Source organism: Ruegeria sp. CE8, from assembly GCF_056537465.1.
This window is the reverse complement of record NZ_JBQFRP010000016.1, coordinates 47,465-70,375: the sequence shown is the minus strand read 5'-3', so window position 1 is coordinate 70,375 and position 22,911 is coordinate 47,465. Positions and strand designations below refer to the sequence as shown.

Annotated in this window: 26 protein-coding genes; 17 read left to right on the top strand and 9 right to left on the bottom strand. The window is 59.1% G+C overall.

Annotation, left to right across the window (positions count from 1 at the left end; translation table 11 throughout):
* Positions 1-14: 14 nt before the first annotated feature.
* Complete coding sequence (ffh, locus tag ACR0AA_RS21215) at positions 15-1,523, bottom strand: signal recognition particle protein (protein WP_480665726.1); 1,509 nt, start codon at positions 1,521-1,523, stop codon at positions 15-17.
* Between the two features lie 160 nt (positions 1,524-1,683).
* Positions 1,684-2,202, bottom strand: a complete 519-nt coding sequence (locus tag ACR0AA_RS21210) for a hypothetical protein (RefSeq protein WP_480757249.1) — start codon at positions 2,200-2,202, stop codon at positions 1,684-1,686.
* Between the two features lie 88 nt (positions 2,203-2,290).
* On the opposite strand from ACR0AA_RS21210, the gene ACR0AA_RS21205 reads away from it, so the two are divergent.
* A complete protein-coding gene (locus ACR0AA_RS21205) occupies positions 2,291-2,821 on the top strand; it encodes a prolyl-tRNA synthetase associated domain-containing protein (RefSeq protein ID WP_480665724.1) in 531 nt (176 codons plus the stop codon).
* Here the strand turns inward: ACR0AA_RS21205 and ACR0AA_RS21200 are convergent, their stop codons facing one another.
* Both ACR0AA_RS21200 and ACR0AA_RS21195 read right to left on the bottom strand, forming a co-directional pair.
* Positions 2,822-3,562, bottom strand: coding sequence for an aspartate/glutamate racemase family protein (locus ACR0AA_RS21200; RefSeq protein ID WP_480665723.1), 741 nt, complete (start codon positions 3,560-3,562; stop codon positions 2,822-2,824). It abuts the gene before it with no gap.
* Positions 3,563-3,635: 73 nt separating this feature from the next.
* A complete protein-coding gene (locus ACR0AA_RS21195; protein ID WP_480665722.1) occupies positions 3,636-4,217 on the bottom strand; it encodes an FMN-dependent NADH-azoreductase in 582 nt (193 codons plus the stop codon).
* 118 nt (positions 4,218-4,335) lie between these two features.
* Between ACR0AA_RS21195 and ACR0AA_RS21190 the strand changes: the two genes are divergently transcribed.
* The 4 genes from ACR0AA_RS21190 (at position 4,336) to ACR0AA_RS21175 (ending at position 6,962) form a co-directional block, all read left to right on the top strand.
* Positions 4,336-5,214 carry a LysR family transcriptional regulator gene (locus ACR0AA_RS21190; protein ID WP_480665721.1) on the top strand — a complete coding sequence of 293 codons (879 nt, stop codon included), beginning with the start codon at positions 4,336-4,338 and terminating at the stop codon, positions 5,212-5,214.
* Positions 5,211-6,125, top strand: a complete 915-nt coding sequence (locus ACR0AA_RS21185; protein ID WP_480665720.1) for a DMT family transporter — start codon at positions 5,211-5,213, stop codon at positions 6,123-6,125. Before ACR0AA_RS21190 ends, ACR0AA_RS21185 begins: the two co-directional genes overlap by 4 nt.
* 62 nt (positions 6,126-6,187) lie before the next feature.
* Positions 6,188-6,466: a hypothetical protein gene (locus ACR0AA_RS21180; RefSeq protein WP_480665719.1), complete on the top strand. Its 279-nt coding sequence runs from the start codon at positions 6,188-6,190 to the stop codon at positions 6,464-6,466.
* An 82-nt stretch (positions 6,467-6,548) separates the two neighbouring features.
* On the top strand, positions 6,549-6,962 hold the full coding sequence (locus ACR0AA_RS21175; protein WP_480665718.1) for a universal stress protein: 414 nt from the start codon (positions 6,549-6,551) through the stop codon (positions 6,960-6,962).
* Between the two features lie 2 nt (positions 6,963-6,964).
* Here ACR0AA_RS21175 and ACR0AA_RS21170 read toward each other — a convergent pair whose 3' ends face one another.
* Positions 6,965-7,300 carry an ArsR/SmtB family transcription factor gene (locus ACR0AA_RS21170; RefSeq protein ID WP_480665747.1) on the bottom strand — a complete coding sequence of 112 codons (336 nt, stop codon included), beginning with the start codon at positions 7,298-7,300 and terminating at the stop codon, positions 6,965-6,967.
* 231 nt (positions 7,301-7,531) lie between these two features.
* On the opposite strand from ACR0AA_RS21170, the gene ACR0AA_RS21165 reads away from it, so the two are divergent.
* The 7 genes from ACR0AA_RS21165 to ACR0AA_RS21135 all read left to right on the top strand — a co-directional run bounded on the left by ACR0AA_RS21165 (position 7,532) and on the right by ACR0AA_RS21135 (position 12,240).
* Positions 7,532-7,864 carry an AtpZ/AtpI family protein gene (locus tag ACR0AA_RS21165; protein ID WP_480665717.1) on the top strand — a complete coding sequence of 111 codons (333 nt, stop codon included), beginning with the start codon at positions 7,532-7,534 and terminating at the stop codon, positions 7,862-7,864.
* A 2-nt stretch (positions 7,865-7,866) separates the two neighbouring features.
* Complete coding sequence (locus tag ACR0AA_RS21160; protein WP_480665716.1) at positions 7,867-8,625, top strand: F0F1 ATP synthase subunit A; 759 nt, start codon at positions 7,867-7,869, stop codon at positions 8,623-8,625.
* A gap of 48 nt (positions 8,626-8,673) precedes the next feature.
* The gene (locus tag ACR0AA_RS21155; protein ID WP_005981269.1) at positions 8,674-8,898 is read left to right on the top strand and encodes a F0F1 ATP synthase subunit C; all 225 of its coding nucleotides are present in this window, start codon (positions 8,674-8,676) and stop codon (positions 8,896-8,898) included.
* A gap of 86 nt (positions 8,899-8,984) precedes the next feature.
* Positions 8,985-9,536 (top strand): F0F1 ATP synthase subunit B', encoded by a 552-nt coding sequence (locus tag ACR0AA_RS21150; protein ID WP_480665715.1) that lies wholly within the window; start codon positions 8,985-8,987, stop codon positions 9,534-9,536.
* Between the two features lie 5 nt (positions 9,537-9,541).
* The gene (locus ACR0AA_RS21145) at positions 9,542-10,102 is read left to right on the top strand and encodes a F0F1 ATP synthase subunit B (protein ID WP_480757242.1); all 561 of its coding nucleotides are present in this window, start codon (positions 9,542-9,544) and stop codon (positions 10,100-10,102) included.
* Between the two features lie 92 nt (positions 10,103-10,194).
* Positions 10,195-11,010, top strand: a complete 816-nt coding sequence (locus ACR0AA_RS21140; RefSeq protein WP_480757240.1) for a hypothetical protein — start codon at positions 10,195-10,197, stop codon at positions 11,008-11,010.
* A gap of 453 nt (positions 11,011-11,463) precedes the next feature.
* On the top strand, positions 11,464-12,240 hold the full coding sequence (locus ACR0AA_RS21135; protein ID WP_480757238.1) for a class I SAM-dependent methyltransferase: 777 nt from the start codon (positions 11,464-11,466) through the stop codon (positions 12,238-12,240).
* Between the two features lie 9 nt (positions 12,241-12,249).
* Here ACR0AA_RS21135 and ACR0AA_RS21130 read toward each other — a convergent pair whose 3' ends face one another.
* Positions 12,250-13,020: a FadR/GntR family transcriptional regulator gene (locus ACR0AA_RS21130; RefSeq protein WP_480757236.1), complete on the bottom strand. Its 771-nt coding sequence runs from the start codon at positions 13,018-13,020 to the stop codon at positions 12,250-12,252.
* A gap of 155 nt (positions 13,021-13,175) precedes the next feature.
* On the opposite strand from ACR0AA_RS21130, the gene ACR0AA_RS21125 reads away from it, so the two are divergent.
* The 5 genes from ACR0AA_RS21125 (at position 13,176) to ACR0AA_RS21105 (ending at position 19,654) form a co-directional block, all read left to right on the top strand.
* Positions 13,176-14,375 carry an aminotransferase-like domain-containing protein gene (locus tag ACR0AA_RS21125; RefSeq protein WP_480757234.1) on the top strand — a complete coding sequence of 400 codons (1,200 nt, stop codon included), beginning with the start codon at positions 13,176-13,178 and terminating at the stop codon, positions 14,373-14,375.
* Between the two features lie 45 nt (positions 14,376-14,420).
* Positions 14,421-14,828, top strand: coding sequence for a hypothetical protein (locus ACR0AA_RS21120; protein ID WP_480665709.1), 408 nt, complete (start codon positions 14,421-14,423; stop codon positions 14,826-14,828).
* 137 nt (positions 14,829-14,965) lie between these two features.
* Positions 14,966-18,421 (top strand): AAA family ATPase, encoded by a 3,456-nt coding sequence (locus tag ACR0AA_RS21115; protein WP_480757230.1) that lies wholly within the window; start codon positions 14,966-14,968, stop codon positions 18,419-18,421.
* A 54-nt stretch (positions 18,422-18,475) separates the two neighbouring features.
* Positions 18,476-18,838: a hypothetical protein gene (locus ACR0AA_RS21110; RefSeq protein WP_480757228.1), complete on the top strand. Its 363-nt coding sequence runs from the start codon at positions 18,476-18,478 to the stop codon at positions 18,836-18,838.
* Between the two features lie 138 nt (positions 18,839-18,976).
* Positions 18,977-19,654, top strand: a complete 678-nt coding sequence (locus tag ACR0AA_RS21105) for a cyclic nucleotide-binding domain-containing protein (protein WP_480757225.1) — start codon at positions 18,977-18,979, stop codon at positions 19,652-19,654.
* A 28-nt stretch (positions 19,655-19,682) separates the two neighbouring features.
* Here the strand turns inward: ACR0AA_RS21105 and ACR0AA_RS21100 are convergent, their stop codons facing one another.
* Genes ACR0AA_RS21100 through cobD form a run of 3 tightly spaced genes read right to left on the bottom strand, consistent with a single transcriptional unit; the run spans position 19,683 to position 22,740 of the window.
* A complete protein-coding gene (locus ACR0AA_RS21100; protein ID WP_480757223.1) occupies positions 19,683-20,846 on the bottom strand; it encodes a lytic murein transglycosylase in 1,164 nt (387 codons plus the stop codon).
* 11 nt (positions 20,847-20,857) lie between these two features.
* Positions 20,858-21,778 (bottom strand): adenosylcobinamide-phosphate synthase CbiB, encoded by a 921-nt coding sequence (gene cbiB, locus ACR0AA_RS21095; protein WP_480665704.1) that lies wholly within the window; start codon positions 21,776-21,778, stop codon positions 20,858-20,860.
* Positions 21,775-22,740: a threonine-phosphate decarboxylase CobD gene (gene cobD, locus ACR0AA_RS21090; protein WP_480665703.1), complete on the bottom strand. Its 966-nt coding sequence runs from the start codon at positions 22,738-22,740 to the stop codon at positions 21,775-21,777. Before cobD ends, cbiB begins: the two co-directional genes overlap by 4 nt.
* Positions 22,741-22,911 lie beyond the last annotated feature (171 nt).

Genomic DNA, 22,911 nt, shown 5'->3' with positions numbered 1-22,911 from the left:
GCAGCGTGCTGACGTCACTTTTTCTTTCCAAACCCGCTCAGCCCCGGGGGCAGACCCATGCCACCACCCAGACCGGGCATTCCACCGGGCATCTTGCCGCCCATCGCCTTGGCCGCCTGTTCCAGCGCCTTGGGGTCCATGCCGGCTGCCATCTCTTCGGGCGAAGGGCCGCCTTTGCCGAACATGCCTTTCATGGCTTGTTTCAGCATCTTGCCTTTGCCCATCTTGCCCATCTTTTTCATCATGTCCGACATCTGCCGGTGCATCTTGAGCAGCTTGTTGAGGTCGCTGACCTCCATCCCCGAACCGGCAGCAATCCGTTTCTTGCGGCTGGCCTGCAGCAGTTGCGGATTGGCGCGTTCGCGTTTGGTCATCGATTGGATCATGGCGATCTGCTGGCGCAGGATCTTGTCGTCCAGCCCGGCCTGATCCATCTGCTTGGCCATCTTGCCCATGCCCGGCATCATTCCCATCATGCCCTGCATGCCGCCCATCTGGATCATCTGCTCCAGCTGCATCTTGAGGTCGTTCATGTTGAACTGACCTTTGACCATGCGCTTCATCATGCGCTCGGTCTGTTCCATCTCCATCGTTTCCTGGGCTTTTTCGACCAGGGCAACGATGTCGCCCATGCCCAGAATACGACCGGCGATCCGGTCCGGCTCGAAGGTTTCGAGCGCGTCCATCTTCTCGCCCAGACCGACAAAGCGGATCGGCTTGCCGGTGACCGCGCGCATCGACAGGGCGGCACCGCCGCGACCGTCACCGTCCATCCGGGTCAGGACCACGCCCGAGATGCCGACCTTGGCGTCGAACTCCTCGGCCACTTCAACGGCTACCTGACCGGTCAGGCCGTCGACGACCAGCAGGGTCTCGCGCGGGTCAACAGCGTTGCGGACCTGCTCGACCTCGTCCATCAGGACTTCGTCGATGTGCAGACGACCCGCTGTGTCGAGCATATAGACGTCATAGCCGCCCAGCGTTGCCTGCTGCTTGGCGCGCTTGGCAATATCGACGGGTTTCTGGCCCGGTACGATCGGCAGGGTGTCCACGCCGACCTGAGTGCCCAGAACCGCAAGCTGATCCATCGCCGCCGGGCGATAGACGTCGAGCGAAGCCATCAGGACCTTCTTGCCCTCTTTTTCTTTCAGGCGCTTAGCGAGCTTACCGGTGGTGGTGGTCTTACCCGAACCCTGCAGACCGACCATCAGGATCGGGGCAGGCGGGTTGTCGATCTTCAGCGCACCCGGGTCTTCCTCGCCACGCAGTGTGTCAACCAGAGCGTCATGTACGATCTTGACGACCTGCTGACCCGGAGTGATCGACTTGGTGACAGCCTGACCGGTGGCCTGCTCCTGTACCTTCTTTACGAATTCGCGCGCCACAGGCAGCGAGACGTCGGCCTCAAGTAGCGCGACCCGGACCTCACGCAGGGCGGTTTTGACGTCTTCTTCAGACAGAGCACCCTGTTTGGTCAGCCGGTCAAAGACGCCAGAGAGGCGTTCGGATAGATTTTCAAACATGCCTTCGGCCTCCTATGCCGGTTATCTGGTGGCACTTCCTAGGTAGGAAACACCGGTTAAATACACAATTGCCCCCACGGGCGAAACTCGCTGGTGGGGGGCGATCCCTGAACGACTCAAGGGACCGGAAGATCAGACGCTTCCGGATGTTTGCGGCGATTTAGGCCGATTGGCTGGCAGAGTCAACCTTGTGCGCCGGAAGCCAGTCATTGACTGCATCAACCAGCCGATGCGCACCGCGACCGCTGACATAGGCTTGGACAATCGGGTGGCGACCGGCACTCATGCCTTTTTCCAGGATCAGAACGGGGCGATGCATCTTGGATGTTGTCCTGTCGCGGCTTGAGGTGGCGGTCTCCACCTCGGCATGGGACAGGTTGGACAGCTCATGTTCTACGGTGTCATATCCAAAGACCGATTGGCGGCGGATCAAAATGCTATTGCTCTTGCGGTCCAATATGACCTGAACGCGGCGCACAAAGACACAGAAAGCGCCGACCCCCATCCCGCCACCGAACAGGGCAAAGAAGAGGCCGAACAAAATGCCCTCGCCGCCTTCGCTGACCATGAACAGGCCGACACCGACAAAGACGAGGATGAAGAAGACCAGCGAGATGCCGATGAACCAGGGCGTGTTGGACAGGATCAGTTGGTCGGGTGTATTGCGCGTCACTTTCATGGCGGCACGCTAACACCGAAATCTGGAACTGTCGTGGCTTGAATTTATCGCCATGTTGCGCGATGAGCGCGCCAAACAGGAGGTTCCCATGGACGCATCATCCGCTTTCCAGGACACGTTGCCGCTCAGCTCTGACGCGCTGTTGGCGCAACTGGACGCGTGGGGGCTGACCTATCGGCTGCACACGCATATCCCCCTGCGTACGGTAGAAGATGCCAAAGGCGTCGAAGAGCAATTCCTAGTGCCGGGTGAAAACGTCCTGCGGCTCAAGAACCTCTATTTACGGGACAAGAAAAAGCGGAACTATCTTGTGACGCTGGAACAAAGCCGTGAGATCGACCTCAAAGCGTTGGGAGCAGAGCTGGGGATCGGTAACCTGTCCTTTGGGTCGGCGGATCGGTTGTTTCAAAACCTCGGTATCCGCCCCGGTGCGGTCAGCCCGTTGGCCATGATAAACGGTGTAGAGCACAATGTGCGCTTTTTCATGGATGCCGCGGCGCAACAGGCAGAAGTCATCAATATGCACCCGCTGGTCAATGACCGGACGGTGGCGATGCCTCGCACTGATCTGATGGCATTCTTTGATCGCGTTGGGTGTGATGTAAACTGGCTGCCCTGATCAGTCGTCTAGTGCTTCGGCCAATGCGGCGGCGACGTGGGCTGCGGATGGGTTTATGAAAAGGTGCCCGTCGGCCTCAAACACAGCGTCATCCAGATGATCCGGGAAGGCCAGCGGCAGTTCGGTACAGGCCAGCAAAATCGCGGCTCCGGGGCTGGCGTGCTTGTTACAGAAGTCAAGCAGCCTGGCGCGCGCCGTATCTGAGGCGCGGCCATAGAAATCGTTGTCGATCATGGCCTGCATCTCAGAAATTTCTGGTTCAGGCAGGCGGTCATTTGCGGTAATGCCCTCGTTCGCCAGCCTGTCCGCGTAGTTGGTCGCCTGCATGGTCACGGTCGTTCCCAATACCAGTGCCTTGGTTGCGCCAGTGGACGCGGTCGCCTCGGCGGTAGCATCGAATATGCTGAGAATGGGCATGGTGACGCCCTGCCGAATCGCATGCAGACGCGCGTGCGGTGTGTTGGAGGCGATGATGCCAAAATCGCACCCCGCGTTTTCGAGCGTCAGCAAGGCGTCGCGAAACACTGCATCAAACCCGGCCCAACTGGTCTCGTCCCCGTCCGTGCCGCGCAACGCGCGGGTCTTGGATTGCGTAACAGATTCGATGGTCATCGGAGGGATGGGAAGGGGCGAGCTGTGGCCGCGTTCCTCAAAGTGCCGACTGGCGCCTTCAGCGATGGCCCTGTAGTAGTCCACGGTCGAGGCCCAGCCGACACCGCCCAAAATTCCGATTTTCTTCATAATAAACGCCCAGTCTGCCAAATCCGGTTCAGGCGCAGACTGGACGTTTCAAAGGTCAAATACCAGAGCCAGATCAGGCGGCCAGTTCCAGCACTGCCTTTTTGGCGTTGGCCAGTGCGGTTTCCGCGTCCAGTGCCATTTTATCAGCGGCGACGACGTCCACGTCATGGATGCCGATAAAGCCTAGCACGTGCTTGGCATAGTTGGTTGCAAAGTCGATCTCGGATCCGACTTCGGTGCCACCGGACGCGATGGCGAGAATGGCGCGTTTGCCCTCAAGCAGACCTTTGGGGCCGGCCTCCGAATAAGCAAAGGTAAGACCAGCGCGGGCAACCAGATCGATCCAGGCTTTGAATGCGGCGGGAACAGAAAAATTGTAGATCGGCAGTCCGATGACCAGCGTGTCAGCCTTTTGCAGTTCGCTGACCAGTTCGTCGGATAGGGCAAGCAGATCGCGCTGAACTTCGTCGCGCTGATCGGCCGGGGTGAAGTTGGCGTTGATCCAGTCTTCGGTCAGCAGGGGCAGGGGGCTGGCCAGGTCGCGGCGAATGATGCGCTCGGCGCCCAAATGTCCGACAATCTGGCCGGAAAGGTCGCGGGTTGCAGAGCCGGTGCGGCGAGCCGACGCGTCGATGTGCAGAATGGTCTTGGTCATGTCAGGAGGTCCTTTTTTAGCAGGGAATCTGTTTCTGGCTCCAATATGATTGTTGCGGCAGCGAACGAAACACGGATATACCAACAGGTATTGTTGGAATTTGCACAGTGGGCGCACAATGGATAACTGGGACGAAGTCAAAACCGCCTATCAGGTTGCCAGAATGGGTACTGTCAGCGGCGCGGCCGAGATTCTGGGTGTGCACCATGCCACTGTGATCCGCCACATTGATGCGATCGAAGCGCGGCTGGGTGTCAAACTGTTCCAGCGCCACGCGCGCGGGTATACGCCCACGGATGCCGGAGAAGATCTTTTGCGCGTGGCTCAGGCCACCGAGGATCAGTTCAATCAGTTGGTCGGCCGGATGAAAGGGCGCGGCGATGACGTCTCGGGCGAACTGGTGGTGACCTCGCTGGCCTCGCTCGCGCCACTGGTCGTCCCTGCCTTGTCCGAGTTCCAGACGATGCATCCGGGTCTGATCGTGCGCTATCTGACCGGTGACCGGCTGTTCCGTCTGGAATATGGCGAGGCTCATGTGGCCATTCGCGCCGGTGCCGCCCCGGATCAGCCCGACAATGTGGTGCAACCGTTTATCGAGCAAGAGGTCGGGTTGTTCGCCAGTACGTCGTATGTCGAGCGCCGGGGGAAACCTGCAAGTATTGACGATTTCGCCAACCACCTGTTTGTCAGCACCGATGATGAGAACAGCCGCGCGCCGTTTTCCAAGTGGTTGCGCGCCACCGTGCCAGCCGAAGCCATCGCGTTCCGCTGCACCAACAATTTCTGCATGCGCGAAGCCGTTTTGGCTGGGGCCGGAATTGGCTTCATGGCCCGTTGGGAGGCATCCCGCGATCCGGATCTGGTCGAAGTCATAGAGCCGCTGCCCGAATGGTTCGGCAAACTGTGGCTGGTGACACATGTGGATCTGCACCGCACAACCAAAGTGCAGGCGTTCCTGTCATTCCTCAAAGAACAGTCCAAGGGCTGGCTTTCGTGACACCGCAGGCACGTGGCCACCTCGCCATGATCACCTTTTCGCTTCTGGTGGCGGGCAGTTTTTCGTTGGGGTCGATCGTTGCCAATCAGATTGCGCCCTTGGCGATTACAGCCGGGCGCTTTTTGATCGCAGCCGTCATCATTGGTGTCGCGGCACTGGCCACAACTGGCTTGCCGCGCAGTGCGGCGCAAGCGCCTTGGCGTTATGCTGTGTTGGGTGGGCTGTTCGCGACCTATTTTGTGCTGATGTTCTATGGCCTGAAAACAGCCGACCCGGTCAGTACATCTGCCGTGTTCACCCTGACGCCTGTGATGTCGGCCGTCGCCGGTTGGATTTTATTGCGTCAGATCACGACGCCGCGCATGGCGCTGGCTCTGACGGTCGGTGCAACCGGGGCGCTTTGGGTGATTTTTCGCGCCGATTGGCAGGCTTTTCGCGCTTTTGAGATAGGCGGCGGAGAAATCATCTTTTTCTGGGGTTGTATGGCGCACGCCATTTATACGCCGATGGTGCGCAGGTTGAACCGAGGTGAACCCGCCGTCGTCTTCACTTTTGGTACGCTGGTTGCCGGGTGCATTATCCTGACGGTGATCGGTTGGTCAGACATCCGCGCCACGGATTGGGCGAACCTGCCACTGATCGTTTGGGTCAGCCTTCTTTATCTTTCGTTTTTCGCAACAGCGGCCAGCTTCGTGCTGGTGCAGTTCGCGGCTCTGCGTTTGCCGTCGGCCAAGGTCATGGCGTACACGTACCTGATCCCCAGTTGGGTAATCCTTTGGGAAATCGCGCTTGGGCGGCCCGCGCCAACAGTACTGGTTCTGTTCGGCGTTCTTCTGGCGGCAATAGCCTTGATCCTTCTGCTCAAAAGCGAAGTCCAGCCCGCGAACGGAACCGCGCCGCTGCCAGAATGACTCTTGCTATTTGGTCTCTATGCACCAACCTTCGGGATCTGCAGGCCAATCGGGAGGGAAAAATGAAGCAAGTGATGCTAATTGTCGCCGGTGCGACCCTGGCCGCCTGTACTCAGGGTGGGGGAAAAGGTTCGGCGGAAACGGCTTTGCAAGCCAGTTGTGAGGCACTGATCTCGGCCGAGACGGGCGTTCAGGCCGCCGACGTCAACGCGGTTTCGACCGAGTCCGTTCCGACCGGCACAATCACGACGGTCGAGGTTGCTGGCGCGCAAGCACCCTGGTTGTGTCTTGCGGATGCCACCGGTGTGGTGATCGGCGTCGAATACAGCCAGGAAGGCTAACCGCGCCTTACCGTTTATGAGGCAGATCAAGGCATGCCTTCCCAGCAAACGCTAACATCGTTTGCAGGAGAAGGAGGAGACCATGTTCAGTCACATAATGATCCCGGTCGATATTCACCTGCCGCCGGAAATCCGCAAAGCTCTGGATGTCGCGGCCGCGATGGCGAAGTGGCAGAAGGCAAGGATCACTATCGTCAGCGTGACCGGAACCCAACCGGGTGACGTCACCCAGTCCGGTTCGGCAATCAATGCAGAACTGCAAAGCATCGTGGATCAGCTCGCTGAACAAAGCGGTGCCGACGTCGACGCTCGCAACATTCATTCAGTCGATGTGGCGGCTGAGGTCGACGCAGATCTGACACGCGCCGCCGAAGAAATCGGTGCCGATCTGATCGTCGTCGGAACTCATGCGCCGCGGATTACGGACCACATCTTTTCCAGCCACGCGGGCTATCTGGCCAAACACGCCAAGGTTTCGGTGTTCGTGGTCAGATAGGCTCAGGCTTCGTCCGGTGTGGGAAGTTCGATCTCCAGAAACCGTTCAAACGCATCCAGGTTGATCGGCTCGAACTGCCCGAACCCCTGCATCCAGACCGATGCCGCTCGCAGTGCATCGGGCTCCAGCTTGCACCATTTCACGCGGCCGCGTTTTTCCTGACTGATCAGTCCAGCCTTGGTCAGAATGACCAGATGCTTCGAGATCGCGGCCAGCGACATCTCGAACGGATCAGCCACATCCGTGACGGCCATGTCATCCTCAAGCAGCATCGCCAGAATGGCGCGGCGCGTCGGGTCTGCAAGGGCGGCAAAAACGGTGTCGAGATCATTGGTCATGCTTTCGCTGAACCACAGCGCCGCAGTTTGGTCAACCATTTGGTTGAATATGCGAATTCGGCGGTTTTGGGACAGGTCGAGAAATGCGGCTGGTGGCCTGGGGTTCCGAGCGCGCCAAAAAGTATATAAATAACAATGTCTTAACGTGCGTCAATTCGGGCTCTCAACGCCGTTGACTCTGTGCCCTGCGCCCCTTAGCACCATGCCCAAGACTGTGCGAGGGAAGTGCCCGTGACCGATGACGACCAAAAGCAGCGTATGGCGCAGCTGGAGGCCAAGATCGAAGCGGCAAAAAAGGCGAAAACGCCGAAGCCCCGGGCAGACGCTGACGTATCCGGGGGCGAGCTTGCCTGGAGGATGGTCATCGAAATGGTATCCGGTCTGGGGATCGGATTTGGCATCGGATACGGGCTGGACAGCCTGCTCGGGACCATCCCGATCTTTCTGGTGCTGTTCACATTGCTGGGCCTTGTCGCGGGCGTGAAGGTTATGCTCCGCAGCGCGAAAGAGGTTCAAGAGAAACAAGCGGCGGCTGAGGCGGCCGAGAAGGACGAGAGGGACTGAACGTGGCGACCGAGACCACCGCAGCAGAAGGCAGCAGCCTGGTTTTTCATCCGATGGATCAGTTCATCGTCAAGCCGCTTTTCGGTGGTGACACGATTGCCTGGTACACGCCGACCAACGTGACCCTGTGGCTGTTCCTGGCGATTGCCGCCGTCTTTGCCTTGCTGGTGCTCAGCACCTCGAAACGCGCGATTGTTCCGACCCGGATGCAGTCGATTGCTGAACTGGCTTATGGCTTCATCTACAAGATGCTGGAAGACATCTGCGGCAAGGAAGGCGTCAAATACTTCCCCTATGTCATGACGCTGTTCATGTTCATCGTCTGCGCGAACTTCCTGGGCATGATCCCCATGTCCTTCACCACCACATCGCATTTCGCCGTAACCATCCCGCTGGCTCTGGCTGTGTTCCTGACTGTGACCGTTCTGGGTTTCGTCAAGAACGGCGCCGCGTTCCTGGGCCTGTTCTGGGTCTCCAGCGCACCGCTGGCACTGCGTCCCGTTCTGGCGATCATCGAGCTGATCTCGTACTTCGTGCGCCCGGTCAGCCACTCCATTCGTCTTGCCGGTAACGTCATGGCCGGTCACGCCGTGATCAAGGTTTTCGCAGGCTTTGCTGCGATCGCCGCGATCTCGCCCGTGTCCGTGCTGGCGATCACTGCAATGTACGGCCTCGAGGTCCTCGTGTCCTTCATCCAGGCGTACGTATTCACCATTCTGACCTGTGTTTACCTGAAAGATGCGCTGCATCCTTCGCACTAAGGTCTGATACCCCAACATCGAAACTTCCAATTCGTAAGGAGATACATCATGGAAGGCGATCTCGCACACATCGGCGCAGGCCTGGCAGCAATCGGTTCCGGCGCAGCCGCAATCGGGGTGGGCAACGTTGCAGGCAACTTCCTGGCCGGCGCTCTGCGCAACCCTTCGGCGGCTGCTTCGCAGACCGCAACCCTCTTCATCGGTATCGCATTCGCAGAAGCGCTGGGCATCTTCGCATTCCTGGTCTCGCTGCTGCTGATGTTCGCCGTCTAATCTGCGGAACCTGATCCTTACGCGCAGGTGGGCCCAAGCCATAGCGGCCCACCTGTTGTAAAGACAACGTTCCGACGGAGGACATCATGGCGACTGAACCCATTAGCGAAGAAGTAGTAGGCTCGTGCGTTGATGCCGGTGGTTCGGCCATCGGGATGCCGCAGCTCTGCTTCGATTGGTTCCCCAACCAGATTTTCTGGCTGGTCATTACGCTGGTCGTCATCTTTCTGGTCCTGTCCCGCGTGGCCCTGCCGCGCATCGCGGCAATCCTGGCTGAACGTCAGGGGACCATTACAAATGACCTGGCTGCGGCCGAAGATCTGAAGGCCAAGGCGGTCGAGGCTGAAGAGGCCTATAACAAGGCGCTGGCCGATGCCCGTGCCGAAGCGCAGCGTATCGCTGCTGAAGCGCGCGCAGAAATCCAGTCTGGTCTGGATGACGCAATTGCCAAGGCGGATGCGGAAATCGCTGCAAAGGCGGCTGAATCGGAGAAGGCGATTGCTGATATCCGTGCCGGTGCGCTGGAAAGCATTCAAGTGGTTGCCAAGGACACGGCGGCTGAACTGGTTACCGCACTGGGCGGCGAGGCAGATGCCAAGGCCATCGACAGCGCCGTTGACACGCGGATGAAAGGATAAGTGACATGCGGAACACTCTTGCCCTTATCCTGACATTCGGCGCAGCCAGCCCGGCCTTTGCAGCCAAAGGCCCGTTCTTCTCGCTGGCCAACACCGACTTTGTGGTCCTCCTGGGCTTCATCGTCTTCATTGCGGTCCTGTTTTATTTCAAGGTGCCGTCGATGATCGGTGGCGCGCTGGACAACCGTGCCGAGGGCATCAAGTCCGAACTGGACGAAGCCCGCGCCCTGCACGAAGAAGCGCGCAGCCTGCTGGCCTCGTACGAGCGCAAGCAGCGTGAAGTTCAAGGCCAGGCGGACGCCATCGTAGCGGCCGCGAAAGAAGATGCTGTGCTGGCAGCAGAACAGGCAAAGGCCGATCTGGAGAAATCCATCGCCCGCCGTCTGGCTGCGGCTCAGGACCAGATCGCTTCGGCAGAAGCTTCGGCTGTCAAAGAAGTCCGTGATCAGGCGATCACCGTTGCGGTTTCGGCTGCCAACGCGGTCTTGGCCAAGCAGATGACAGCGGCGCAAGCGAACAAGCTAATCGATGCTGCAATTGCAGATGTCGGTGACAAACTGCACTGACCTGCATGGCCAATGCACTTTTTTGACCCGGAAGCTTGCTTTCGGGTCAAAGTGTTTCTGGCGGCCCCGTTTCTCTGCCGATTGGTGATCAGATGAATATCCTTGGAACCGTCCGCAATGGTGGCGACGCGCTGCGCGCAACGCTGGCTCGTATCGAAAGTCTGAGGCAGCACCTAGAAGGCAGCCGTGTCATCATTGCGACAAATGACAACACGGACGACACAGACGGAGTTCTCGCCCGATTTGCTGAAGAACATTCAGATGTAGAGATATTGGTTCTGGAGGGGTTGGCGGACCGCTACGCAGAACGGGTGGACCGTATAACCGCAGCCAGAAATGCCCTGCTGAAGCAAGTATTTGCAAGCGGGCCGGTGTATCCGCTGACCTTGATCCTCGATATGGATGGTCCCAACACTGGCTTGGACCCGGCGCAGGTTCTGCATGCCGCCTCGCGCCAATCCCCACACTGGGACGCTGTTTTTGGCAATCCGCGCCCGGCCTATTACGATCTTTACGCGCTAAGGTGTGCGGGCTGGTGTGAAACTGATGTCTGGCAACAGATCAGGGCGAAAAAGCTCCCACCAATTCTGCGCAGCTACTGGAGAAAACGGAGGTTGCAAAGAATGATCTACGACCGGCAATACGACGTGCCAATTGATGCCCCGTTAATCGAGGTCGATAGCGCCTTTGGCGGGCTTGGGCTCTACAAGACGGATGCGTTGAAATCCGTGGAGTACACATCACGCGATAACGCCGGGCGGATCACTTGCGAACACGTCATGCTACACAGCGCGATGCGCGCAAAAAACAAGAGGCTGTTCATTGATCCGGGCCTTTTGATTACTGCCCCAACCGAGCATTTGGGCCCCGGAAGCGGGCAGCGAATTCCACAAAGCCTACTGGGCTAATGCACAATGTGTTCGGGGCAAGGGGCGTACCACCTGCTTTGGCAGTTCAAAATGCGCTCCTCTCGGTCGGATGGACTGATCCTTCAAGGCATCGATTTGGATAAATTGGATCTTTCTCAATTCGTGCCGAGCCATGATTATTGGCTAGCGTTCATTCGGATCTCTGATTGCGCCAAACCTGGATAAGAGGTCATGAAAACGCACAGTTTGTGGCTCCATATCGAACTGCTCCGACCTGACCGCCGAAAACAAATTGTTAACTTGTCAGCTGCAGCTCAGCTCAATGAGCTCGGCATTTGACATTGTCCGGACCACGTGTGAGGTCCTGACAGGGTTCACATCGGCGCGCCTGATCGGTTTCTGGTGTGTGTGCATGGCCAACTCTGATGATTATGTCTTGGCGGACAGCAACCACGCGGGAGCTCTCCGCTATCCTGACCGGAGCAACTACTGATGCCCAACTCGCCGCTCACCGGGCAATCCGGAACATTCCTTTTCGAAGCGAACGTTATCGGGCGTCACGCCGCCAGATACTATCTGGACGAAAGCTGTGGGTACATCTGGGTGGATGGTCCGGACTGGCTTGAGGAAGCGTACAGCGACGCGATTGCTTTGACCGACACAGGGATTGTCGCGCGTAATCTTGGAAACATCCAGACCGTTTCCGCGACCCTCAGGGCCAATGGCCTGGCCGGTTTGCGCGGTGTCGACCTTGGCGGGGGGTACGGCCTACTTGTGCGGGGGCTAAGGGATGTTGGGATAGATTTCTATTGGTCCGACCCATTCGCCGAAAACTTGCTGGCGCGTGGGTTTGAAGCAGACGACGGCAAATATGCCGTAGCCACTGCCTTTGAAGTTCTGGAACACTTGCCGGACCCGTTGTCACACATCAAAAAAGCTCGAACCCAGTTCGGGTTTGATACCTTGTTTTTCTCGGCCACGTGCTTCGATCCCGAAAACGTTCCGGGGCTTGATTGGTGGTATTGGGCCTTTGAAACTGGCCAGCATATCAGTTTCTTTTCCGAACAATGCCTGGATTTCATGGCCGCGCAGATGGGAATGCGCAAAGTTCATGTGCGCGGCGAAATCTACGCCTTTACCACCTTGGACGAGTTGAAATGGCCCCGGCGCTGGCAGCGCCGTAGACTGGAAAAGAACTTTCGAGGTTCAAGCCTGACCCAAGACGACTACGAAGAAATGAAGCAGCGCGTGAAAGGGCAACAGCATTAGCGCTGACCGTTAGGGCGTGCCAGCCTCATGCTGCAATCGCTGTTGGGCGATTTCTTCGTTTTTCGCCGCTTTCTGCTGATCGGCCATGCAGCTTTCAACAAAGTTCAGGTGATCCTCGACAGCCTGTCTGGCCGCAGCGGGGTCGCGCGCCTGAAGCGCGGTGTTGATGGCGCGATGTTGATCCAATATGGCCTCGCGCGTTGTCCGTTGCTGGAACATCATCTGACGATTGTAGAATACGCCCTGCCGCAGCAGATCGAACATGGATCGCATCATGTGCAGCATGACCACGTTGTGGCTGGCCTCGATGATTGCCATGTGAAATTGCGCGTCCAGATGTGCCTCGTCTTCGGCCGCGTTACGCGTATGGGCTGCTTCCATTTTGTCAAAGATCGTCTGAACCACCTTCAGATCGCTTTCTGACCCCAGCCGCGCGGCGCGTTCCGCCGCCAGACCCTCCATGTCGCGCCGGAACGAGAGGTAGTCGAACACTGCCTCATCATGACTGCCGAACAGCTGGATCAGAGCGGGGGAAAAAGCCGACCCCAATACCTCGGCCACATAGATGCCGGATCCTGCCTTGGCCGTCAGCAAGCCCTGGTCCTGAAGGATCGAGATCGCTTCGCGCAGGGAGGGTCGGGATACGCCCAGCCGTTCGGCCAGTTCCCGCTCGGCCGGCAGGCGTTCTCCGGGGCGCAAAATGCCTCGAAGGATCAGCAGTTCGATCTGTCGTACAACCGCGATCGAAAGCTTTTCGGTCTGGACTTTTTGAAAGGGCATGAGGGTGTCGTTCTGCAAATTGGTCAAATCATATGACCATGGATTGCCGGGTGGTTCAAGGAGACCAAATCGCTGGGGTCGATAATTTAGGTCAGGATTATTGACTTTATTGTCGGGCGGTTTAGGCTGACCGCGATTGAGACGGGAGGAGCCTCATGTCTACGCACGAACTGTTTGCCACGCGCGCGTCCCGGATGAAGGCATCCGAGATACGCGAATTGCTGAAATTGCTGGATCAGCCCGGAATCATCTCATTTGCAGGTGGTATCCCTGATCCCGCATTGTTTCCTGTCGATGGGTTTGCCGAGGCGTTTCAGGCCGCCTTGGGGCCAGAACAGCAAGCGCAGGCCCTGCAGTATTCCGTCAGTGAAGGTTATGTGCCACTGCGGGAGTGGCTTGTGGATCATATGCGTGAGATCGGTGTCGACTGTGGGCTCGATAACATCCTGATCACGTCGGGCTCACAGCAGGCTCTGGACTATCTGGGCAAGCTCTATCTTTCTCCGGGCGATACCGCACTGGTTGGCTGGCCGACATATCTAGGCGCTTTGTCCGCATTCAATGCTTACGAGCCACGCTTTGACCGCCTCAGCATCAATGGCAACCGAGGGGCAGCAGAATACAAGGCGGCGGCTGGCACGGGTGCGGTAAAGTTTGCCTATCTTTCACCGGATTTCGCGAACCCAACCGGCGAGACCGTGGATATTCGTGGCAGGGAGGCAATTCTGGATCTGGCCGACGATCTGAACTGTGCGGTGATCGAGGACGGGGCATATCAGGCTTTGCGTTACGACGGAGACGCCATTCCCCCGATTCTGGCATTGGAACTGGCGCGGAAAGGATCGATCGAAGATTGCCGCACGGTTTATTGCGGCAGCTTCTCGAAAACCCTGTCGCCTGGTTTGCGGGTTGGATGGGTTGTGGCGTCAAAGCCAGTGATTTCTCAGCTTGTGCTGATGAAACAGGCAGCCGATTTGCACTCAGCGACGATCAACCAGATGGCCATAGATCAGGTCGCCCGGGCCTGTTTTGATACGCATATCCCGATGTTGCGCCGCGTCTATGGAGCGCGTCGGGACGCCATGTTGCAGGCGCTGCAGGACCATATGCCCGAGGGCGTGCAGTGGACCAAGCCCGAGGGGGGCATGTTCATTTGGGTGACGCTGCTCGTTGGCATGGACGGGGCCGATCTGCTGGCCCGCGCGCTGGAAACCGCCAAAGTCGCCTTCGTTCCGGGCAAGGCCTTTTTCCCGGACGGTACAGGGGCCAACACCATCCGGCTGAGCTTTTCGAACTCGGATGAGAACGCGATCCGTGAGGGTGTACGGAGGTTGGGGGAAGTATTGCGCGCCTGAACATTGGAAAGGTTTTGTTAACCTTACCGACGCAAAGGTTGAGGCATGATCCGTTATCTGTTCCTCCTGGTGCTGGCCGCTTGTTCGGCCGGCACTCCCCATTTCCGTGATCTGCCCGGGACCCGCGTGGCGGTGAATGGCAGCATCTTTGATGTTCGCATAAAAGGGGAACTGGCTGAGGCCGTTCGCATCAACATGCAATACGCCCCGCGTCTCGGGCCCATCCGGGATCGGGCTGCGCTGGCGATGGCGCAAGTGTCGGGTTGTCCCATCTTGGATGTTCTGGGCGATGCTGCGGTGACGGTTGGCGTTTTGGGTTGTGACCGCGCTTCGGGTGAACGGCTGTTGCTTACATCCGTCTCGACACCAAACTATGAGTGTATCGATTTTGGTTTGTTCGAGAATGTCGGTGGCGACACCAGCTATCAGGTTTTTGAGTGTACGCCGTACTGAAATACGCGCTTTCTTGCGCATTTCGGCAAGATGTTGTGGATAACTTGGCGCGAATTCCCATATCCTGCGTAACTGCGTTGACTCACCCCCTACGGGTTGCGCAGACTTCCAGACATAGGAATCACGGATAGCAGCCTTTGCGTTTTAGCAAACTTAAACTGACCGGCTTCAAAAGCTTTGTTGATCCAACCGATCTGATCATTGCGGATGGGTTGACCGGTGTGGTGGGTCCGAATGGCTGCGGCAAGTCCAACCTTCTGGAAGCTCTGCGTTGGGTGATGGGCGAAAACCGCCCGAAATCCATGCGCGGCGGCGCCATGGAGGATGTGATCTTTGCGGGTGCCGCGACACGTCCGGCGCGCAACTTCGCCGAAGTTGTCCTGACCATGGATAACTCAGAACGTTTGGCACCTTCGGGTTTCAATGACAGCGATCAGTTGGAAATTGTGCGCCGTATCACACGCGACGTGGGCAGCGCGTATAAAACAAACGGCAAGGACGTTCGGGCGCGTGACGTGCAGATGCTGTTCGCGGATGCCTCGACCGGGGCGCATTCGCCGGCGCTGGTGGGGCAGAACCGCATTGCCGAGCTGATCAACGCCAAACCCCGCGCCCGTCGTCGTATACTGGAAGAGGCCGCCGGAATCTCGGGCCTCTATCAGCGCCGCCATGAGGCCGAGTTAAAGCTAAAGGGTACCGAGGCCAACCTGACCCGCGTTGATGACGTGTTAGAGCAACTGGGTACGCAACTGGCGCAACTTGCCCGTCAAGCCCGTCAGGCGGCGCGGTACCGTGAGATTGGCGAGCAGTTAAGGCAGGCCGAGGGCATGCTGTTGTATCGCCGCTGGAAAGAGGCTGACATGGCCCGCCAGCAGGCCGAAGACATCCTGCGTGAGCGGATCACCGAAGCCTCCCGGGCCGAGGCCGAAGCCCGCGCTGCCAGCGCGAAACGGGCTGAGATCGAAGAAACTCTGCCACCCCTGCGCGAAGAAGAGGCCATTGCAGCTGCTGTCCTTCAACGGCAGCAGGTGCAACGCGATCAACTTGCCGATCAGGATACCCGCGCGCGCCAGACCATCGAGACGCTCACCAACCGCATCCAGCAACTGGGCAACGACATCGATCGTGAAGCCGGCCTGAACCGGGACGCGGGCGAGATGATTGAGCGTCTGGAATGGGAAGCCCGCGAGCTGGCCAAAGCCGCCGAAGGGTATGACGGCAAAGTCGCTGAGGCCGCGGAAATCGCCCGCGAGGCCGCATCCGTACTGCAGGACCGCGAAGATCATCTGTCGCAGGAAACCGAGGATATGGCCCGTTTGGTGGCGCGCCACCAATCGGCGCAACGCTTGGTCGAGGACAGCCGCAAAACGCTGGCAAGGTCTGAGGGCGAGGAAGACAAAGCCCGTGCCGCTGTGAACGAGGCGCGCGATGCGCTGACTCGCGCCAGCGAAGCGTTTGAAACGGCGCAAGAGGGTGAGGAAAAAGCCCGCGAGGCAGCTGAGGCGGCAGAGGAAGCTCTGGCCGCAGCCGACGAACTGCGCAACGACACGCAAGCTCGCGAAGCCGAGGCGCGGGCTCAGCGATCCGAGGCCGAAGGCGAGTTGGGGGCCATCCGTGCCGAGACATCCGCTTTGGCCAAACTGGTTGAACGGGATACGGCCGAAGGTGGTCAGGTGCTGGACCTGCTGCGTGTTGAGCCGGGCTATGAAAAGGCGCTGGGCGCGGCTTTGGCCGATGATCTGCGAGCGCCTCTGGTCGAGGGTGACGGCCCGTCCGGCTGGGTGCAGGTTGCAGGTTATGACGCCGATCAGCCGCTGCCAGACGGGGTTGAGCCGCTGGCGCTGCATGTTTCTGGCCCGGACCGGCTAAGCCGTCGGATTGCTCAGATCGGTTTGATCGACGCGGATCAGGGCGCGCGATTGCAAGCCTCGCTAAAGCCGGGGCAGCGGTTGGTGTCTCGTTCGGGCGATCTGTGGCGTTGGGACGGTTTCCGTGCCTGGGCTGAGGATGCGCCAAGCGCTGCGGCCCTGCGGCTGGAGCAGCTCAACAAGCTGGAGGCGCTGAAGCAAGAGCTGACCCGAACGGAGGCGCAGGCCGAAGGCGCCCGCGCGGCCCATGAAGCCCTTTCGCAGCAACTGGCTGACGTGACCGAAGCAGACCGCCGCGCGCGCGAAGCACGTCGCGCAGCCGATCAGCGTATGGCTGAAACTGCACGTCAACTCAGCCGCGCCGAAGCTGATCGCAACTTGGCGCAAGGTAAGCTTGAGACATTGACCCTGGCGGTTGATCGCCACAAGGAAGACGCCATGTCGGCCCGCGCCCAACTGCGCGAGGCTGAGGGTGCTTTGACCGAGTTAGGCGATCTCGATAGCGCCCGCGCGCAGGTCGAGGACATCAAACAGACGGTCGAGGCGGCGCGGATCACGATGCTGACCCATCGTTCGACCCATGATGAGCTGCGCCGCGAGGGCGAGGCGCGCACCCGGCGCACGCAAGAGGTGACAAAGGACCTGAGCGGTTGGCGACATCGGTTGGAGACAGCTGAGAAACGTATCTCCGAACTGGCCGAACGCAAGGAAAGCTCGGAGGAGGAGCTGTCCGAGGCGATGGCGGCGCCCGGTGAGATCGCCGAGGCGCGCGAAGAACTGAATGAGTTGATCGAAGCGGCCGAAGCCCGCCGGGCCGAGGCTGCTGACAAGCTATCGGAGGCCGAAACTCAGCAGCGTGAGGTCGTGCTGGCCGAACGTGAAGCCGAACGTATGGCGTCGGAAGCCCGTGAAACCCGCGCGGCCGCCGAGGCACGTTGCGACGCCGCCAAGGAAAGCGTTGTTGCGGCGGCGGAACGTATCGCTGAGGATCAGCAGCTGACCCCGAACCAGTTGCTCAACCAGTTGGACGTGAACCCGGATCAGATGCCGGCGGCAGACGCACTGGAGGCAGAAGTAAACCGGCACAAGCGTCAGCGCGATGCGATGGGGGCGGTGAACCTGCGGGCCGAGGAAGACGCCAAGGAAGTTCAGGAAGAATTTGACACGCTGAACAGCGAGAAAGCCGATCTGGAAGAGGCGATCAAGGCCTTGCGCAGCGGTATAGCCAGCCTCAACCGTGAAGGGCGCGAACGCCTGTTGACTGCGTTCGAGCAAGTGAACTCGAACTTCGCCATGCTGTTCAAGCACTTGTTCGGCGGTGGGGAGGCCAATCTGGTCATGGTGGAAAGCGACGATCCGCTGGATGCCGGACTTGAGATCATGTGCCAACCGCCGGGCAAGAAGCTCTCGACCCTCAGCCTGCTGTCGGGTGGAGAACAAACATTGACTGCAACGGCGTTGATCTTCGGCGTATTCCTCGCCAACCCTGCGCCGATCTGCGTGCTGGACGAGGTCGACGCGCCGCTGGATGACGCCAACGTCACCCGTTTCTGCGATCTGCTGGACGAAATGTGCCGCCAGACCGACACGCGGTTCCTGATCATCACCCACCACGCGGTGACGATGGCGCGGATGGATCGGTTGTTTGGTGTGACAATGCAGGAACAGGGCGTCAGCCAGTTGGTTTCGGTTGACCTGAAGAAAGCCGAGCAAATGGTCGCCTGACCGCTCACCGCAACGTTATGACGGTTTGGCACTGTAGCAGGCTATGGTGGGCGCATGACCCGATTGTTCCTGATACTGTCGACCTTTGTCGCGACTCCGCTTTGGGCGGCTGAGTGGGCCACCAAGCCCGGTGATGTGCCCTTGAACAAGCAGGAACTGGCCGCTCTGGAGGGGCAGACGTTGACCTTCTATGACGACGGACAGTCTCGGTTCTCGGCGGGCGGAGCCTATTCCTATACCTATTCGGCAATCAACGGCGGCGGCACAGCCTATGGCACGTTCTCCATCGCCAATGACGGCAGCGTGTGCATCCAGTATCGAAATGGTTTCAGCCGCTGCGATCTCTATGTCCGCAGCGGTGAACGGTTGATCCTGATCGACGAAAAGGGCGATCGGTATCCGGTGCGACCCGAGTAACAGACCCACGTTTCAACATCAGAGCATTAGGGGTTCGGCGTCCGTTTCCGGGCAGCTGTCGGGTTTTCACCTCCCACGTTGCTCTTTGCCTGCAGTCATTTACGGTGTTCAACATCCGCGCAGAAACGAGGTGACGGTATGTTAGGCTTGGACGTGTTGGTCAATACGGCGAACATTTTCTATCTTTTGTCCTATTCAGCAAAAGACATTTTCTGGCTGCGTGTCCTGTCCGTCATCGGCGCCTGTTTGCTGCTGCCTTACTATTACCTGCAAAGCGCGCCGCTTTGGGCGCCCATTGGGTGGAATCTGTTTTTCACCGCAATCAATATCTACTGGATTATTCGAATAATGCTGGAACGCCGCCCTGTGCCTTTCACGGATGAAGAGCGGCATCTTTATGAAACCGCGCTTCGCAACTTTACGGAACAAGAGGCGTTCAAGCTCCTTCGGATGGGCACGTATGAGACCGTTCCATCGGGGACCAGCCTGCTTACACAAGGCGCCAAGGTTACTCAGCTTTCGCTCATCGTTGAGGGCGCTGCCAGAGTTGAGATGAACGGATCAAACGTGGACCAGCTGGGAAGTGACCGGTTTCTGGGCGGAACAGCATTTCTGAGCGACCACACCACGTTCACGGCCCCGGTGACGGTTGTGACCACCCGCGAGACGCGCATCCTCGTTTGGCAGTTTTCAAAGCTTGAGGCCGAGTTCAAGAAGAATACGAACCTTCAGATTTCAATTGAGGCCAGCCTTGGACTGGAGATCTCACGCTTTCTGCAATCGGCACGGCTGCAATTGCCGCAACCGGCACCATAGGGTGCCGATCGAAGCGTTTGAGTAGGCCCTATAATTGGTTCAGCAGGTCCACAGTCGGCCATGCATCTGCGGGCAGTCCCAAGCGCGCTTGTTCAGATTGAACCGCAGCGCGCGTTCCAGCCCCCAGAATCCCGTCGATTTTGCCCACATCGTGGCCACGCGCCTGTAGCTTGCTTTGCAGTTGCTTCATCTGAGCCCCCGAAAGCGCCTGCGCTGTGTTGCCTGCGTCATAGATCTGTGCGCCTTCAAGTCTTGTTCCAAAATAGGCGGCGGTCAGGACGTAGACAAAGCTCTGGTTCCATTCGAAATAGACGTCGAAGTTTGGATAGGCCAGAAATGCAGGGCCTTGATGGCCTTGGGGCAAGATCAGAGAGGCGGGCAAGTCACTCAATGATCCGCCGCGCGCCTGAACGCCCATTGCTTTCCATTCTGACACCGGGCGCGGTTTGCCGGGGCCCGACAGCGACCAGTCCATCTGCGCGGGGACTGTCACTTCTTGCAACCATGGTTCACCCGGTCTCCAGCCCAGATGCGACAACATCTTGGCCCCGGACATCAGAGCGTCCGGCGCCGAGGTTTTCAGCGACACCGTACCGTCGCCATCCCCGTCTACGCCATTTTCAAGAATGTCACGGGGCAGCATTTGCACCATCCCGATCTCTCCCGCCCAGGCACCGGTTGTGCGGGCGGGATCGAAATTGCCCTGATCGTACAGCTCGATTGCTGCGATAACCTGTGGCCGGAACAGCTCGGGACGGCGGCAGTCATGGGCCAGTGTTACCAGCGCGTTGCGGGTGTTGAAATCGCCTTGCACCGCGCCGTAGTCCGTCTCAAACGCCCAGAAGGCCAGCAGGACACCGCGCGACACGCCGTATTCCTGCTCGATCCGGTCAAACACGGCGTCGTATTTTCGAGACATGGCCTGCCCGCGATCAATGCGGTTTTGCGAGATCAGGCGACGCGAAAAGTCGACAAAAGGTTTCTGGAACACCCCTTGCGCCCTGTCAGCCTTGAGTACGGCACCGTCCTGCTGAACGCCTTTGAAAAAGCTGTCTACCGTGGATTTGTCGAACCCTTGTTCAATCGCTTCGGCCTTGAGGCCCTTCACGAAGGAATTGAACCCGCCGCCGCATTGGGCCAGAGCGGGAGAGGCAAAAAGGGCGGCGGCAACGATGCCTGAGAGAAAACGCATGTTCGGGTCCGTCAGAAAATGAAACTTGCCCCAACCCACACCGACACGAGGCCCAACGCAAGCCCCCAAACCTTCCACAGCATATCGCATGCGCGGAAAACTTCTGACGCGCCGATTTCGCGCGGGGCTTTGCCGTTGACCCAGGCCAGATCGCGGATCTGCCCGTCATAACTGCGCGGCCCAGCGAGGGCGACGTTCAACGCGCGCGCCATTGCAGCCTCGGGCCACCCGGCATTGGGTGAGATATGGCGGCGCGCATCTGCGACCATCTCGGACCAGCGCTCCCACTGGCCAGACAGGGCGACAATCATCACACAGGTCAATCGGGCAGGGATCAGGTTCAGCACGTCGTCCAGACGGGCTGCGGCCCAACCGAACTCGCGGTATTTTTCGTTGCGGTACCCGATCATGCTGTCGGCGGTGTTGACCGCCTTGTAGATCAGCAGCCCGGGCAGGCCAGCGATCAGGAACCAGAATGCAGGCGCGATGACGCCGTCGCTGAGGTTTTCCGCCGCGCTCTCGATGGCGGATCGGGCGACCTGCGCTTCGGTCATGTCCCGCGTGTCGCGTGAAACGATCATGGCCACTTTGGCGCGGCCCTCTTGCAATGAGGCCCGCAACCCTTCGCCCACGTCGCGGACATGAGATACCAGCGATTTCTGAGCCAAGAGGATTGCGCAGATAATGCCCTCGACCACCGGCCCAAGCAAAGAGAGTGCGCGGCCTAAAACCAACGCTCCGACGACCAGCAGAACCACAACCGCAGCTCCTTTCAGCCGCCGGTGCGTACCCTGATTCAGTCGCTTGTCCAGGCAGCCGATGACTTTGCCGATCACTACCGCCGGATGGCGGATGCGTGACCATAGCCAGTCGGGCTCTCCCAAGGCTGCGTCCAGACACATGGCGCAGACCAGAAGGAAAGCGGTGCTCACAGCGCGGCCTCCAGCCGATCCCAGCCGTCAGACGAGGGAAGGCCGAGGCGCAGATAGGTTTGCGAATAGGGGAAGACGCGGCTCCAGATATGGTTGCGGGCCAGCTTGTCTTGCCATGCCGCTGCGTTGTCGACCTCGTAAAGGCGGAACAGGGTGGTTCCACCGACCAGCGAAGCGCCTTTGGCTGTGACGATCCGATCAAGCCGATCAGTCGCTTGGCTTAGCTTCTGACGCGTGGCAACGGCCCATTCGGTATCTCGCAACGCCTGTTCGCCGATCCGCAGCGCGGGGCCGGAGACCGACCATGGCCCGGTTAGATCGTTCAGCCGCGAGATTAGATCAGGTTGACCGATCGCAAACCCCAGCCGTAGCCCGGCCAGCCCCCAGAATTTGCCGAAACTCTTGAGTACGAGCACTCCGGGCCGTTCAGCCATTTTGATCAATGAGGCATCAGGACAGACATCGCAAAAGCTTTCGTCAATTACGGTCAACGGTGCATCCACGTCAGCGGCATTCCAGATGCGCCCATCCGGGTTGTTGGGGTGCACGATAACGCGGGCTTCGGCTGGTCCGTCTGACTGTACGTTCCAACCCTGCGCTGAAAAGGCGGCCGCATGTTCGTTGTACGTGGGCGCAGTGATTTGCACGCGTCCAGTCGCTGCAAGAGCGGGGATTCGGGCGATAACTGCTGATGCGCCGGGTGCGGGCAATATTGCGGCGCTGCCCGGTACGGACCAGAAACGGCGCGCGGCGATGGACAGCCGTTCGAAAGCACCGTGATCGGGCAACGCCGCCCAATCCGACGAGGTCAGGCCCGACACAGCGTACGGGTGAGGATTGATACCGGTGGACAGATCCATCCAGTCCTCACGCGCACCGCCATATTGGGCGATTGCGCCGTCCAACCCACCTCCGTGGTCACGGGAGGCGCGAGGGTTCAAGTCTTGTTTGTGGCTTGCCATCGGGGTTCTCGCCGGAATTGCCTGTTTAGGCCCGCTTCAAGCGGATTTTTGCCGTTTGTACAAGCAAATCCGCGTGAGCAGCCCGGTTGATCGGCGTTGTTAACACTTTGTTAAGGAATAAGCGTGATCACAAACCACGGGGGTCGGCACCAGTCATTCTATCAAGTGCCG

Bases quoted from the DNA above. Each gene is read 5' to 3' on its own strand.
- ffh (WP_480665726.1), bottom strand. From the start codon at position 1,523: ATGTTTGAAAATCTATCCGAACGCCTCTCTGGCGTCTTTGACCGGCTG.
- ACR0AA_RS21210 (WP_480757249.1), bottom strand. From the start codon at position 2,202: ATGAAAGTGACGCGCAATACACCCGACCAACTGATCCTGTCCAACACG.
- ACR0AA_RS21205 (WP_480665724.1), top strand. From the start codon at position 2,291: ATGGACGCATCATCCGCTTTCCAGGACACGTTGCCGCTCAGCTCTGAC.
- ACR0AA_RS21200 (WP_480665723.1), bottom strand. From the start codon at position 3,562: ATGAAGAAAATCGGAATTTTGGGCGGTGTCGGCTGGGCCTCGACCGTG.
- ACR0AA_RS21195 (WP_480665722.1), bottom strand. From the start codon at position 4,217: ATGACCAAGACCATTCTGCACATCGACGCGTCGGCTCGCCGCACCGGC.
- ACR0AA_RS21190 (WP_480665721.1), top strand. From the start codon at position 4,336: ATGGATAACTGGGACGAAGTCAAAACCGCCTATCAGGTTGCCAGAATG.
- ACR0AA_RS21180 (WP_480665719.1), top strand. From the start codon at position 6,188: ATGAAGCAAGTGATGCTAATTGTCGCCGGTGCGACCCTGGCCGCCTGT.
- ACR0AA_RS21175 (WP_480665718.1), top strand. From the start codon at position 6,549: ATGTTCAGTCACATAATGATCCCGGTCGATATTCACCTGCCGCCGGAA.
- ACR0AA_RS21170 (WP_480665747.1), bottom strand. From the start codon at position 7,300: ATGACCAATGATCTCGACACCGTTTTTGCCGCCCTTGCAGACCCGACG.
- ACR0AA_RS21155 (WP_005981269.1), top strand. From the start codon at position 8,674: ATGGAAGGCGATCTCGCACACATCGGCGCAGGCCTGGCAGCAATCGGT.
- ACR0AA_RS21150 (WP_480665715.1), top strand. From the start codon at position 8,985: ATGGCGACTGAACCCATTAGCGAAGAAGTAGTAGGCTCGTGCGTTGAT.
- ACR0AA_RS21145 (WP_480757242.1), top strand. From the start codon at position 9,542: ATGCGGAACACTCTTGCCCTTATCCTGACATTCGGCGCAGCCAGCCCG.
- ACR0AA_RS21140 (WP_480757240.1), top strand. From the start codon at position 10,195: ATGAATATCCTTGGAACCGTCCGCAATGGTGGCGACGCGCTGCGCGCA.
- ACR0AA_RS21135 (WP_480757238.1), top strand. From the start codon at position 11,464: ATGCCCAACTCGCCGCTCACCGGGCAATCCGGAACATTCCTTTTCGAA.
- ACR0AA_RS21130 (WP_480757236.1), bottom strand. From the start codon at position 13,020: ATGCCCTTTCAAAAAGTCCAGACCGAAAAGCTTTCGATCGCGGTTGTA.
- ACR0AA_RS21125 (WP_480757234.1), top strand. From the start codon at position 13,176: ATGTCTACGCACGAACTGTTTGCCACGCGCGCGTCCCGGATGAAGGCA.
- ACR0AA_RS21120 (WP_480665709.1), top strand. From the start codon at position 14,421: ATGATCCGTTATCTGTTCCTCCTGGTGCTGGCCGCTTGTTCGGCCGGC.
- ACR0AA_RS21110 (WP_480757228.1), top strand. From the start codon at position 18,476: ATGACCCGATTGTTCCTGATACTGTCGACCTTTGTCGCGACTCCGCTT.
- ACR0AA_RS21105 (WP_480757225.1), top strand. From the start codon at position 18,977: ATGTTAGGCTTGGACGTGTTGGTCAATACGGCGAACATTTTCTATCTT.
- ACR0AA_RS21100 (WP_480757223.1), bottom strand. From the start codon at position 20,846: ATGCGTTTTCTCTCAGGCATCGTTGCCGCCGCCCTTTTTGCCTCTCCC.
- cobD (WP_480665703.1), bottom strand. From the start codon at position 22,740: ATGGCAAGCCACAAACAAGACTTGAACCCTCGCGCCTCCCGTGACCAC.